This window comes from Bifidobacterium sp. UBA4282 (assembly GCF_002394995.1).
Lineage (GTDB): Bacteria > Actinomycetota > Actinomycetes > Actinomycetales > Bifidobacteriaceae > Bifidobacterium > Bifidobacterium pullorum_B.
In genome coordinates, this window is sequence record NZ_DGVO01000041.1 from 79,837 (window position 1) to 93,430 (window position 13,594).

The 13,594-nt window shown below is 54.4% G+C and carries 11 protein-coding genes; 9 read left to right on the forward strand and 2 right to left on the reverse strand.

What is annotated here, in order from left to right; all coding sequences use genetic code 11:
• Positions 1-3: 3 nt before the first annotated feature.
• The 9 genes from B4C31_RS06840 (at position 4) to rfbB (ending at position 10,422) form a co-directional block, all read left to right on the forward strand.
• Positions 4-744 (forward strand): IspD/TarI family cytidylyltransferase, encoded by a 741-nt coding sequence (locus B4C31_RS06840; protein ID WP_291531870.1) that lies wholly within the window; start codon positions 4-6, stop codon positions 742-744.
• 28 nt (positions 745-772) lie between these two features.
• Positions 773-1,852, forward strand: a complete 1,080-nt coding sequence (locus tag B4C31_RS06845; RefSeq protein WP_291531871.1) for an NAD-dependent epimerase/dehydratase family protein — start codon at positions 773-775, stop codon at positions 1,850-1,852.
• Positions 1,853-1,897: 45 nt separating this feature from the next.
• On the forward strand, positions 1,898-2,743 hold the full coding sequence (locus B4C31_RS06850; RefSeq protein WP_414631854.1) for an ABC transporter permease: 846 nt from the start codon (positions 1,898-1,900) through the stop codon (positions 2,741-2,743).
• Positions 2,744-4,072: an ABC transporter ATP-binding protein gene (locus B4C31_RS06855; protein ID WP_291531873.1), complete on the forward strand. Its 1,329-nt coding sequence runs from the start codon at positions 2,744-2,746 to the stop codon at positions 4,070-4,072.
• Between the two features lie 156 nt (positions 4,073-4,228).
• Positions 4,229-6,289, forward strand: a complete 2,061-nt coding sequence (locus tag B4C31_RS06860) for a glycosyltransferase (RefSeq protein ID WP_291531896.1) — start codon at positions 4,229-4,231, stop codon at positions 6,287-6,289.
• A gap of 108 nt (positions 6,290-6,397) precedes the next feature.
• Positions 6,398-7,576, forward strand: coding sequence for a UDP-galactopyranose mutase (gene glf, locus B4C31_RS06865; RefSeq protein ID WP_291531874.1), 1,179 nt, complete (start codon positions 6,398-6,400; stop codon positions 7,574-7,576).
• Between the two features lie 10 nt (positions 7,577-7,586).
• Entirely contained in the window at positions 7,587-8,207 is a 621-nt protein-coding gene (locus tag B4C31_RS06870) for an NUDIX hydrolase (protein ID WP_291531875.1), read from the forward strand.
• 108 nt (positions 8,208-8,315) lie between these two features.
• On the forward strand, positions 8,316-9,230 hold the full coding sequence (locus B4C31_RS06875) for an HAD family hydrolase (RefSeq protein WP_291531876.1): 915 nt from the start codon (positions 8,316-8,318) through the stop codon (positions 9,228-9,230).
• Positions 9,231-9,375: 145 nt separating this feature from the next.
• The gene (gene rfbB, locus B4C31_RS06880; protein ID WP_291531877.1) at positions 9,376-10,422 is read left to right on the forward strand and encodes a dTDP-glucose 4,6-dehydratase; all 1,047 of its coding nucleotides are present in this window, start codon (positions 9,376-9,378) and stop codon (positions 10,420-10,422) included.
• A 50-nt stretch (positions 10,423-10,472) separates the two neighbouring features.
• Here rfbB and B4C31_RS06885 read toward each other — a convergent pair whose 3' ends face one another.
• Entirely contained in the window at positions 10,473-12,761 is a 2,289-nt protein-coding gene (locus B4C31_RS06885; RefSeq protein WP_291531878.1) for an LTA synthase family protein, read from the reverse strand.
• 341 nt (positions 12,762-13,102) lie between these two features.
• Positions 13,103-13,456, reverse strand: a complete 354-nt coding sequence (locus B4C31_RS06890; RefSeq protein ID WP_291531879.1) for a hypothetical protein — start codon at positions 13,454-13,456, stop codon at positions 13,103-13,105.
• Positions 13,457-13,594: the final 138 nt, after the last annotated feature.

Below are 13,594 nucleotides of genomic sequence, written 5' to 3' on the forward strand. Positions count from 1 at the left end.
AGTATGGATGGGAAGTCCGTCAACAATATAGCGATTATTGTCGCTGGTGGTTCTGGGTCACGTATGGGGCAGGATATCCCGAAACAGTTTATCAATGTCCTTGATAAGCCTGTGCTTATATACACATTAGAAAGTTTTCAGCGTCATGAATTGATTGACTCTATCTTAGTGGTGTGTATTAAAGGTTGGGAAGCTGTAGTGGACGCCTACGCCAAACAGTTCAACATCGATAAGTTACGTTGGATTGTGCCGGGAGGCTCGACGGTGCAGGAATCCATTCGTAACGGTGTCGAATATTTGAATACTGAAATGGCGCCTGACGATATCATCATCATCCATGATGGCATCCGTCCGCTGATTGATAGTGATGTACTTACCGACGTTATTCGTGTGTGTCGGGAAAAAGGAAACGCTGTGACATCGATGCCGTATAACGAACAGATTTTTGTGGTATCTGCAGATGATCCTGAATCAACAGCGGCATTTATCCCTCGCGAGACCATACGTCGTGTATCCACGCCACAGGCATATCGATATGCTGACCTGCTTGATGCGTATCGGCAGGCTTTTGCAGAAGGTGTGGCCATCAGCGGTTCGAATTACACCAACACCATGATGGTGGAGCTGGGGAAGACACTGTATTTTGCCAAAGGCTCTGACCGGAACATTAAGCTGACCACAAAGGCCGATTTGGAATTGTTCAAAGCGTATCTGGAATCGGACGAGGACAAATGGTTGAAATAATCACTCGCACGATTGGGGTATTGGTTTCGTGAATCGACTGGACGTTGCGCAGTACACGGATGATTTGGATTATTATGCTTCGCTGCCCATTGACTGGTCTGCTATAGACGGTCGCCGTGTGGCCATATCCGGAGCTACAGGAATGATTGGCGCATTTTTGATCGATGTGCTGATGTGGAAAAACAGGCGGGATGATTTCAAATGTGACGTTCTTGCATTGGGACGTAACCGTGACAAAGCACTGCAACGATTGCCTTACTGGGATAATGCCCATTTCGCGTTCGAGCGTATGGACATCGGCGAACCGGGTTCGGTTCCCAGAGTCGACTCGGACATTGTCATTCATTTGGCTAGTACTACCCATCCGTTGGCGTATACGACTGAACCTGTGGACACCATTGCCTCCAACGTGTTTGGACTTAAAAACTTGCTTGATTATAGCCTCAGTTCTAGGGAGCGACGCAGGACTATCTATGAAGGATGCAACGAGTTTGTGTTTGCTTCGTCGGTGGAGATTTATGGCAGAAACCGCGGCGATGCGGACAAGTTTGCCGAGGATTATTGCGGTTACATTGATTCCAATACGTTGAGGGCCGGATATCCGGAGGCGAAACGTCTAGGGGAGAGTCTATGCCAGGCTTATGCCCGACAGTATGGTGTCCGTTCGGTGGTGCCACGATTGGCTCGGGTGTACGGTCCCACATTGCTGCCTACGGATTCCAAAGCGTTGTCGCAGTTTCTTCATCGTGGTCTTGCCGGTGAGGACATCGTATTAAAAAGCGACGGAACTCAGATGTTTTCATATGTATATGTGGGGGATGCGGTGTCGGCTCTGTTGCGATGCATGATCGATGGTCAGTCGGGAGAAGCATATAACGTCGCTGACACGTCATCCGATGTCACTCTGCGTGACCTGGCAGGAATGGTGGCGATGGCATGCGACGTCAATGTGGTGTTTGAGATGCCCGACACGCAGGAAGCGCAGGGATATTCGACAGCGAATCGTGCTGTGATGTCCGTGGACAAACTTAAAGCTCTGGGATGGTCACCCAGATACGATATGCGTTCGGGCATATTCCATACGCTACAAGTGATGCGATGTCTGTGACCATGCGCGCCGTCTCGTCCATGTTGGTTCCCAGACATTGATAGGATGAATTCTGTGACGAACTTGGTGAAGAAGATGCAAGCCCGATACGGCTATGCGTGGGTGGTGTTGCGCGGACTGGTCAGAACTGACTTCCGTCTACGCTATCAGGGATCGTTCCTGGGCATTGCTTGGTCGGTGCTCAAGCCGTTGATGATGTTTTGCGTGATGTACGTGGTATTTGGCAAGTTCCTGCGTATGTCCGATGGCACTCCAACGTATCCCGTAGTGCTGTTGCTGGGCATCAGCTCATGGCAGTTTGTTACTGAATCGGCAAGCGTAGGGTTACGGTCGGTGGTCGACCGCGGCGATTTACTTCGTAAGATTCATTTCCCAAACTATATTGTGGTGGTCTCCGCCACCATGGGAGCACTGATTAGCTATGCAATCAATTTGATTGTAGTATTGATTTTCGCGCTGATTGCTCGCGTGCAATTCACTTGGTGTGTGGTGCTGTTGCCGCTGAACATCATTCAACTGTATGCTTTTACGTTAGCAATCACGCTCATCATGGCTACAATGTATGTCTATTTCCGTGATATAGCACATATCTGGGATGTGCTTCAGCAGTTGATCTTTTATGCGATGCCGATTATCTATCCGCTGAGTTATGTGACTGATCGAGGCGGTATCTTGGCCACATTGGCCCGTCTGGAATTGCTGAATCCGATTGCCCAAAGCATTCAAGACATCAGACACAATTTCATTGCGCCAGAGACACAGCCAACCATCTGGAATCAGTTCACCAATTGGGGTATCCGTCTGTTCCCAATTGCATTGACGGTGCTGGCACTGTGGTTGGGCGTATATCTATTCCGTCGTAATAGTAAGAAGTTTGCGGAGGTGATGTAAATGGGAGAGAACCGGCAAACCGACCAAGATATGGGTACTGCACAGCAAAAGCGGGATTACTCTGACTCTCCTGTGGTACTTTCCGCTAGTCATGTCTCCAAGTCATTCAAACTACCAACGGAACAGGCTACAGGTCTTAAGCAGGCGTTCATCAACTGGACCAAGGGCATCAAAGGTTACAAGATGCAGCAGGTACTTCAGGACGTCAGCTTTGAAGTTCATCAAGGCGAGTTCTTCGGTATCGTAGGTCGTAATGGCGGTGGTAAGTCCACGCTACTGAAGCTGATTTCGCAAATTTACTATCCCGAACATGGTGAGATTCGTGTTTCCGGGAAGTTAGTGCCGTTTATTGAGCTGGGAGTCGGCTTTAACCCGGAACTAACCGGGCGTGAGAACGTCTATTTGAATGGTGCTTTGCTCGGCTTCACTACTGAGCAAATCGATGCAATGTATGACGACATCGTGCAGTTTGCCGAGCTCGAGGAATTCATGGACCAGAAGCTAAAAAACTATTCCTCCGGCATGCAGGTGCGTTTAGCGTTCTCTGTGGCCATCAAAGCTCAAGGCGATATTCTGGTTCTTGACGAGGTTCTTGCCGTCGGCGACGAGGCATTTCAGCGCAAGTGTAATGACTTTTTTACTGAAATCAAGAAAGATCCGACTAAGACCGTTGTTCTAGTAACTCATGATATGAGTGCAGTGAAGAAATACTGCACTAGGGCTTTGATGATTCAGGATGGCAAAGTTATCGCCGTAGGCGATCCTGAGTCTGTATCGCAGGAATATACTTTGGCCAACCTTGAAGCAGAGCGGAAACTCGCAAAAGAGCGTCAAGCTGCAAGTGGTGGCTATCCGAACGGGCTAAATGAGCGTTGTCCTTTACTTCGTACTGTGCCGGTTGAGCAAAAGATTTACACAACCAAAGATAAATTCAGATTTTATATTGAATATCAATATGATGAACCGGGAGATTTTTATCTAGCAGTTGCGCTACATGATATCCGTCGAGGTGGAATCACCTATGATACTGGCTCAATGGTGATGCGTATGAAGAAGCATGGACATCATAAAGCATATTTTGAAATGCCACTAAACCTATTTAATGACGGTGAATTTCGGTTAATTGCGTCATTGCGTACTCCCCATTCCCCAGATACGAATTATACGGATGCCGTGGCGGTTGCGCTTGATGACAATGCGTGCAGTTTCCTGATTCAGGATCCTCATTGTCGTAGTTCTTACGCATTGCTGAACGACAGCGCAATGATGATTACGCCAGCCGATGATATGACTGAAGTCATCCGGCGACACGTAACGAATTGGACATAGTGATGGGTCGGCTAGCTCAAATGGATAACAGCGCGACTGAAGGATAGACGTCATGGCGAAGTCCATGATATCGACATTGCATGATTGTGCACAATGGTGATTGTGCGCGACGGTTACAATGTACGCAACAGAACTCGTAGCTATGGGAGCAGAAACATGACGGATAACGACGTGACGGAGAAGAAAAACGCTGATACGTGGGAAGACGTCGTACGCGTTGTATACCCGGTCAAGGATGCTGAACTGACGTTGCCTCTTTATGCTTTGGACTGGACGCCGCCAGTGTTGCCGGAAACCACATTGGACTCCCGTATCGACATGCGCACCTTGGATTTTGGCGGGATGAATCAGTCATCCTTCGAGCATCTAGTCAAGCGTGGCGTCGCCGAATCCGGTGCTACAGGCTACGCTGGCAAGGACACGTTTATCGTCCACTCTCGCACTGCGCTCGTCGTCCGCAAAGGGTCTCGTACCTCGTTATGTACGTACTTTAACGCTTTCCCCGCCGGGTACTGGCGTCGTTGGACTGCGGTAGACACGGTACGGTTTGCTGCGGAGGTGCGGGGGACGGGAACCTTATATGTGTACAAGTCCAATGGTCGTGGCCTGTCTGTGCCTGTTGGCACTATCGCTGTTGACGTTGCCGGTTCTGAAACCGACCGTGTGGTGTTGGATGTGCCGATAACCGGATTCATGGACGGTGGCTACGTATGGTTCGACGTCGAAGCTTCACCTGACGCTGAATTGCAGGTTTCCGATGCCTCTTGGCAAGTGCCGGTCTCCGCTCGGACCGCGCAGACTTGTACTACGCTGTCAATTGCCATCACCACATTCAACCGGGCTCCTTACTGTATCGGTCAACTTACAGCCATCAGTCAGGCGGCGGAACTGCGCAAGCGCCTCGACACCGTGTACTGCACGGACCAAGGCAGTGATCTGGTGTGTGACCAGCCGGGTTTCGATGCCGTGGCTCAGGAGCTGGGTGATCAGCTAACCTATATCCGTCAGCGAAACCTTGGTGGTTCCGGTGGCTTCTCCCGGGGTATGTATGAAACGGTAAAGGCCGGCAAGAGCGAGTACACATTGCTGTTGGATGATGATGCCATCAGTGAGCCGGAGGCGATTCTTCGAGCTGTTCAGTTCGCTGATTATGCAACCAAGCCTGTATTGGTTGGTGGCGGTATGCTCCATCTGGATAACCGCACCATTCTGTATACGCAGGGTGAGCGTATTGACCCATTGCATATGTGGATGCATCCTTCGCGAGGGTTGGGATACAACCATGATTTTGCTGTAGAGCCATTACGTGATTCGCCGGAGCGGCATCAGCGTATCGATGAAGATTTCAACGGTTGGTGGATGTGTTTGATTCCGGTCAAGGTTCTCAAAGAGATCGGACTGTCCATGCCGGTATTCATCAAGTTCGATGATATCGAATTTGGTTTGCGCGCCAAGAACGCTGGGTACCCCACCGTTTGCCTTCCTGGTGTGGCAGTGTGGCATCAAGCATGGCACGGGAAAGACAATGCCCGGACCTGGGAAGAGTATTTCACGAACCGTAACCGGTGGATTGCCGCGCTAACCACTCAGTCTGATGCAGTGGGCAAGCATGTGGTGCGGGAAAATATCTATTCGCAGATCAGCTTGGGTGTGAGATTCATCTATTCGGCCATGGTGCTACGCAACATGGCACTGCGTGACATTCTTCGTGGACCTGCCTATATCGCTGATTGCCTGCCGACCAAGCTGGGAGAAGTGCGGAAGGTCCGTTCGCAATTTACTGATGCGCAGACCAAAGCCAGCTTTGACGAATTCCCTGCTCCCGAACGCGAGGTTGTCTCTCCTCGGTATATGCCTAAGTCCGCATCCCAGCGGCATAAGCTCGGCATCAAGATGGTACTGAAAGGTTTGCTCGGCCGCACCAATCCGGATAAGATGACGCGTCCTGACACAGCCATAGATGCGCAAGATACCGCATGGACGTGGCTTGCTTTTGCTGGAATTGATTCTGCCTTGGTCACGGCGCCGGATGGTGATTCTGTGGCATGGTTTAAGCGTGATGACAAGCGTTTCCGCAAGGAATTGTTTGAAACGATTCGTCTATCTCGAAAACTGCAGAAGAACTGGAAAAAGATTTCCGCTGAGTACAAGGCATACAACCTGCCATCAATCGATAACTGGGCGAAAATCTTCGAAGAGGAATCGTCGGCAGAATAGTCGGAAGCGAATGTGCCGTACAGTAGTACAAGAAACGAACATGTACGATGTTCGGTATGGCGTACAGTCAATCGACTGTACTCTAACTGATTGTTGAAGGAGTATGACATGGCCGATTCAGTGACGTATCCGGATTTGGTGGTGGTCGGCGCGGGCCTGTTCGGTCTGACGGTGGCGCAGCAGGCGGTGGAGAAGGCGGGCGCGACCGTCCGTATCATCGACGTGCGCGACCATATCGGGGGCAACGCGTACTCGTACTTCGACGAGGAGACCGGGGCGGAGATCCACAAGTACGGGGCGCACCTGTTCCACACGTCGAACCCGCGGGTGTGGGAGTACGTCAACCGGTTCACCGAATTCACGGATTATGTGCACCGCGTGTACGCCACGCACAAGGGTGAGGTGTACCCGCTGCCGATCAACCTGGGCACGATCAACCAGTTCTTCCGCGCGCACTACACGCCGGCCGAAGCCAGGGCTTTGGTCGCCGGGCAGGCGGGCGAGCTGGCGGGCAGGGACCCGGGGAACCTGGACGACAAGGGCGTCTCGTTGATTGGACGCCCGTTGTACGAGGCGTTCATCAAGGAGTACACGGGCAAGCAGTGGCAGACCGACCCCGGCGAGCTGCCCGCGTCGATCATCAGCCGGCTGCCGGTGCGGTTCAACTACGACAACCGGTACTTCAAAGACACGTGGGAGGGCCTGCCCAGGGACGGGTACGCGGCGTGGTTCGAGCGGATGATCGACGACCCGCGCATCACCGTGTCGCTGAACACGGACTTCTTCGACGCCTCCCAGCCGTACAACAGGGAGGCGCTGAACGCGGCGGGCGTGCCGGTGGTGTACACGGGCCCGGTGGACCGGTACTTCGACTACGCTCTGGGCGATTTGAAGTGGCGGACGGTGGACTTCAAGGAGGTCCGCTACGACGAGGACGACCATTTCGGCTGCCCGGTGATGAACTTCTCGGACGCGGATGTGCCGTACACGCGCGCGATCGAGTTTAAGAACTTCAACCCGGAACGCCACGATTCGCAGAACCACGGGCGCACGGTGGTGTGGGAGGAGTACAGCCGGTTCGCAGAGCGCGGCGACGAGCCGTACTACCCGATCAACACCGAGAAGGACCGGGAGCTGTACGCCCGGTACGTGGAACTCGAGCAGACCGTGCCCAACACCGTGTTCGGCGGCCGCCTGGGCACCTACAAGTACTACGACATGCACCAGGTCATCGACACCGCCCTGACCGCCTACCAGGAACAAATCCACCCCATGCTCACCAAGTAGACAGCACATTATGGAGGATATGAAACAGTCGCCGGTCAGCGGTATCCGCACCGGAATGGATACGGATTTCATCGTGCAAAGCGAGGAAACCGTGTTTCGTGGCGGCGATGATGCTCAGTTCGAAGTCATCTGTGCCAACGTCGCACGCGCTGATGACGGCGAAACGAGTGCCGAAGATGTTTCATCTCCTTCGTACCCTATGTATTTCGCACAAGTCCGTGGCGGGCAGCCCAGCGTGGTATGCGTGGCGGTCCGCCCGGACGGGCGAGTCCTTTTGGTACGGCATTGGCGTATCGCCACGAACTCAGACGAATGGGAATTTCCGCGTAGCCTCGGAGAGCCTGGACTTATCGTTGGCGACACTGCCGAATACGAACTGATGAAGGAAACCGGCATACGTTCGCTCTCGCATCACACTTTGCAGATGATCCATGCCGATACCGGAAAACTGCGTGACTCCATCGCGGTCGTGGAACTTCGGGTATCCGCGGATCGCGCCGACGCCGCCGCGCTCAACGATCCGCGTCTGCAATGGCTGGACTGCAACGAATTCGAGGACATGGTACGTGCCGGCAACATCATGGACGGCATCACGCTTTCCGCGTACCTTATCTGGAAGTCGCACCGGTGACGCTGACGGAAGCGTTTGTGCACTGGGTATCGATAGTGCTGAAGCGGTAGATTGACATATGATGGAGTCGCGCAACCAAAATCGCCGTGACTCCGAAAAGGAGGCCATATGGCCAATGTGATCGCCGTGATTTGGGATTTCGACCGCACCTTGGTTGACGGTTACATGCAGGATCCGTTATTCGCTCGATACAATGTGAATGCTGAGCAATTCTGGGAGGAAGTCAATGCCCTGCCGGAACATTATCGAAAGACACAAGGTGTAGAGGTCAACAAAGACACCATTTATCTGAATCGGTTCATCCACGAAACTCAACCGGGTGGAAAGTTTGAAGGGCTGAACAATGCGATTCTGCGAGAATCCGGCAGTGAATTGAATTTCTATCCAGGTGTGCCGGAGATATTCGACAGCACACGGTCCGTAATCGGCAGTAATAAGAGTTTTGCCGAGCGGGGCATCAGAGTGGAGCATTACATCGTCAGCACTGGTATGGCTGAGGTGATCCGAGGGTCGGCGGTATCCGATCACGTTGACCATATTTGGGGATGTGAACTTATCGAAACGCGCAACGCTGAAGGCGATTCGGTCATCGGCGAGCTGGGGTACACCATCGACAACACGTCGAAGACACGGGCGCTTTTTGAAATCAACAAAGGCGTTCCCGTGGAGGAGGGCATTGACGTCAATGCCCGCGTGCCCAAGAATCTGCGTCGCGTACGGTTCGAGAACATGATCTACATTGCGGATGGGCCCAGTGATGTGCCCGCCTTTTCCGTGGTCAAACACTACGGCGGTTCGACATTCGCCGTGTATCCGAAGGGGAACAAGAAAGCATTCGCGCAAGTGGAACAGCTCCGTGAGGATGGTCGCATCGATATGTATGCCGAAGCGGACTACAGCGCTGGCACTACGGCGAATATGTGGATTACCCATAAGGTCACTGAAATCGCGCAACGGATTGTGTCGGAGGAAAAGCAGCGTCTTGAAGCGGCCGTTTCAGCCGCACCGAAGCACCTGACCTGATCGGCGTCCTATAGTTGCCGTTTACTGGCCCGCCATAAGCTCCATGCGGCCAAGGTAATCTGCCGCGGATCTTGGTGGTCACGTCACTATCATTGCTATGCTCAAGGAATCAGTCTATTCCCGACGTTCACTTACCATGGGTGTCATGACTGACGAACGAGACGCATTCCGGCCTCGGCATCTGCTGGTCACCGGCGGTGCGGGATTCATCGGCGCGAACTTCGTGCACCATGTGGTGCGCGAACACCCCGATATCCATATCACAGTGCTGGACGCCCTCACGTATGCCGGCAACCGAGCGAATCTGATCGGCGTACCCGATGATCGTATGACGTTCGTCCACGGCAATATCTGTAACGCGGAATTGGTCGAGTCCCTGGTCTCTGCACAATCGACTCTGCCACCCATCGATGCGATCGTCCACTTCGCCGCCGAATCGCATAACGACAACTCCATCCTGGACGCGGCGCCATTCCTGCGCACCAACATCGACGGCACATACGTGCTGCTCGAAGCGGCGAGGCGGCATGATCTCCGGTTCCATCACATCTCCACTGACGAGGTCTATGGCGATCTCTCGCTCGATGATCCGCATCGGTTCACCGAAACCACCCCCTACAAACCGTCCAGCCCCTATTCCGCATCCAAGGCCGCGAGCGACCATCTGGTACGAGCTTGGCACCGGACCTACGGCGTGCGGACAACCATCTCGAATTGCTCGAACAACTATGGACCGTGGCAGCATGTGGAGAAGTTCATTCCGCGGCAGATCACGAATATCCTCAGCGGTATCCGGCCCAAACTGTACGGGCAGGGACTGGCCGTGCGCGACTGGATCAGTGTGGAGGATCACTGCAGTGCCGTATGGGCGGTGCTGACGCGCGGTTGTATCGGCGAAACCTATCTGGTTGGAGCGGACGGCGAGTATAGCAACATCGAGGTGCTGCGGATGATCCTCGAACGGATGGGGCAGCCTGCCGACGCGTTCGACCACGTCAACGATCGACCGGGCGGCGACAAACGGTATGCGATCGACGCCGGCAAGATCCAACGTGAGCTCGGATGGCGGCCACAGTATACGGACTTTGCGGCCGGACTCGACGCAACAATCGAGTGGTACCGGACACATCGCGATTGGTGGGAGCCGGCCAAGGCTGCAACGGAGGAGAAATACCGGCTGCAGGGGCACTGAGTGGCTATGCGTCGAGAGCGCCTGCCCAACACCAAGAACCGCACCCTCCGTCAGTACCAATACTCCTGATACCACATATCCACATACGGGTCATCTGTCTGCATCGCTTCATACGTCTGCGGTACCTGATCGCGCATCAGCGGAACATGATCGGACTCCTCCACATCGAAGAACTCGGTCTGGTACAGGTATCCATCTCCCGCGGTCATGTCGTACTGTACGAGTTGGTAGTCGTGCAGCAATTGGTCCGCACGCTCCGATAGTGTCTCCGGATCGATGATGTCGCCGTTTTCATCCAGATAGGTGGCGTCTCCCTCTCCCCATCCTGCGGCGGCGCTACCGACACGGCTGATGGAGGGAATCTCCCGTTGCAGTTCCGTCAGCAGTGCCAGATACGGGGAGACCGTGGCGTTCATGTGTTCCGCCGCCAAGGACATGCAGTAGTTCGAGGACGAGAACGCGGTGTGTTCCCCGGACACCTTGCCGCCAGCGCTTGCGGAAGCCTGATTCGACCAGATGAAGTAGTCGGTTTCGTGCAACGTCAGTGTATTGTCCATATCGGCGTTGGCCGTGGTGTAGATGCTCGGCAGGTGATCGCCGTAGAAGATCACGGTCACGGGTTTGTCGATGGTGTTCAGTGTGTTCAGGAAGTCCGCCGTCGCCTGGTCGGTCAGGTTGAGCCCCTTGGTGTAGTTCTCGATCTGCCAACGTTCGTTGTCATTCAACGGGGAAAGATCGGCTTCCCTGAACTCGTTAGTTGCGTAATAGTCTCCGTAGCCGCTGTGGTTCTGCATGGTGACCAGCTGGATGAACTGCGGATGGTCCTGGCTGTTGACGGCATCGAGCACATTGGCGTATGACGCGGCATCGCTGACGTACGGTGAGGCGTCGATGTGGTCCTGATGTTCGATGGCCGGATCGCTGTCCAACGTCAGCAGCTCGGAGAACCCGAATCGGTCATAGTTGTGGTCCCGCAGGTACATGTTCTTGTAGTACGGGTGGAACGCGACGGATCCGCTCTCGCCGTACTGTTCGGACCAGATTCGATTGAACGAATACGGTTCCTCCTGGGAGGGCACCAGCTGCTGGTAGACCGAAAGCATCGATTCGTCGAAGTTCGCCATATTCAGACCGGTAAGGGCCTGATACTCGATATTGGCCGTGCCGCCACCGTACCCCGGGGAAAGCATGAGACCAGAGGTCGTGGCATCCTTGATCGCCCTGATGTTCGGCATCGGATCGACGGAAAATGCTACGTCGGGAATGCGCGTGGGGTCGGAGAACGATTCCGATAGGATCATGACCACGGTGCTGTCCGTGAGATTGGCGGTGCGGGTGGCGTTGATGTCATCCGCGGCGGCCGCGTAACGTTTGGCGACGGCCTGCATGGTCTCTTCGGAGTACCCCTTCGGCTGCTCCATGGTTTTGGCATGGGCGAGCCGCAGGAAGTTGATCGCCGTGCCGTTGGACTGCGCGTCGGCCATCGCGTTCCACGGCTGGGACGAGTCGCCCAACTCCCGCGCCCACTGCTGCGCCCAGGAGTTCGGAACGTTGAGGTTCCACGTGAACGAAACCAGCAGGGACGCGGTCGCCACAAACGCCGCGATGCGGGCGAGTACGGCGATGATATTCGTCACCCGGAGGAACCGCGACGGTCGCCAGTGGCAGGGAATCAGGCCATTGCGTCGGTCGAGGAACTGCAGGGCGAGGCAAATGACCACGAAGTACGTCAGCCCGACGATGGCGGCATTCACCAGATCCTCACCGTCCTCGGGGATGAACGACACGATCTCCCCGGTGTTGCCGCTGGAGATGAAACTGAGGTCGGCCGGGATGATCGGCTCGTTGCGCAGCAGGTATTTGAACCGGTTGGCTATCGAGAACACCACCATGACGGTGCCGAAGATGGCGGTGGCCACCCAGAAGCGGTTCAGGAACGTGACGACGACCAGATACATCAGACCCACGGCCAGGAAATTCAGCAGGAACTGCCACTGGTTCTCCAACCACATCTGGCTGACGAACTTCGTCAGTTGCCCGGCCATGGTGCCCATGATCCGTGTGGTGTTGTCAACCTGCGCATCGTCGGCATATTCAATCGGGTTGTATACGCTCCACTGCAGGAACAGTACCGCAGCGGCTGTTACGACAATGAACACGATGGCATACAACGCGTACGACAGCTTGGGGCGTTTGCCCCATACCGTGCGGATGCCGCGGCCGATATGGTTGAGAACCTGAACTGCGGCGGCAAGTCGTTCCCGTGCTGTCGGTTGGGATTGTTCGATTTGTTCGGTTGGCGTTGGTGATTCGGCCTGCGGGGCCGCTTCGACATCCACGACATCTGCGCTGTCTGCAGTGTTTGTAGCGTCTGGGTTGTCGGTTGCTTGGAGTTTGTCCTCGTAACGGTGCAGGAGTGCGTCGAGGCGAGAGAGCTGTTTGCCATGTTCGGCGATGTCGGCTGTCCGCTGCTTGTCCCTGTAACAGCGCAGGAGCGAGGCAATGTGTGAGAGCGCGGTTGCATGTTCGGCGTCATCAACTACGTTGTCGCTATTGCCGGCGTTATCGGCATGCCTGTCCTCGTTGAAATCCGTGGCCGCTTCGTTCTCTGCCTCGGCCTCGTCCATGTCTGAATCGCCAATGATTGTCTGCTGCATGTCACCGTCTATTTACCAAGTGTTCATCTACCGCAGAACATTGTAGCCTGTCTGCTCGGACGAACAGCTTCAACGGCGAATGGGATGCGGATGTTTTCATAGACGGTCATGCGACCTGTCCAAAACTTTTCCTGTATTGTATCGGGCTTTGCCAGACCGGACTTCTTGATATGTGTCCCATTGCAATGGGTCAGATCGGCGATCATCTCATATCCCCACGCAGGATGATGAGGACGGCCGATCTGTGGCGGTTCTCGCCAGTTTCGGAATAGTTGGACGATGTAGCAGTGTTGCAGCGCGGCTTCAATGCCGTCAGTCCGGCTCTCGTGCTGGTGAACGTCTGCATGGGTCTTCTTCGGATAGTCGTTATCGTTCACTTCTCAAGATAATCGGATGTTTCGCTTCGTCGGGGTGAAGAATTCCGCGATTGGGTGGCAGTTTGGCGGTTGGCATAATGGCAGTCCCGTTGCGCATTCGGGCGTCGCATTCCCGTTATGGCAATGCGATGGAGATAT

What these genes read in the sequence shown, in the direction of transcription:
- B4C31_RS06875 (WP_291531876.1), top strand. Translation starts at nt 8,316, where the DNA reads ATGGCCAATGTGATCGCCGTGATTTGGGATTTCGACCGCACCTTGGTT.
- B4C31_RS06860 (WP_291531896.1), top strand. Translation starts at nt 4,229, where the DNA reads ATGACGGATAACGACGTGACGGAGAAGAAAAACGCTGATACGTGGGAA.
- B4C31_RS06870 (WP_291531875.1), top strand. Translation starts at nt 7,587, where the DNA reads ATGGAGGATATGAAACAGTCGCCGGTCAGCGGTATCCGCACCGGAATG.
- B4C31_RS06855 (WP_291531873.1), top strand. Translation starts at nt 2,744, where the DNA reads ATGGGAGAGAACCGGCAAACCGACCAAGATATGGGTACTGCACAGCAA.
- B4C31_RS06840 (WP_291531870.1), top strand. Translation starts at nt 4, where the DNA reads ATGGATGGGAAGTCCGTCAACAATATAGCGATTATTGTCGCTGGTGGT.
- rfbB (WP_291531877.1), top strand. Translation starts at nt 9,376, where the DNA reads ATGACTGACGAACGAGACGCATTCCGGCCTCGGCATCTGCTGGTCACC.
- glf (WP_291531874.1), top strand. Translation starts at nt 6,398, where the DNA reads ATGGCCGATTCAGTGACGTATCCGGATTTGGTGGTGGTCGGCGCGGGC.
- B4C31_RS06850 (WP_414631854.1), top strand. Translation starts at nt 1,898, where the DNA reads ATGAATTCTGTGACGAACTTGGTGAAGAAGATGCAAGCCCGATACGGC.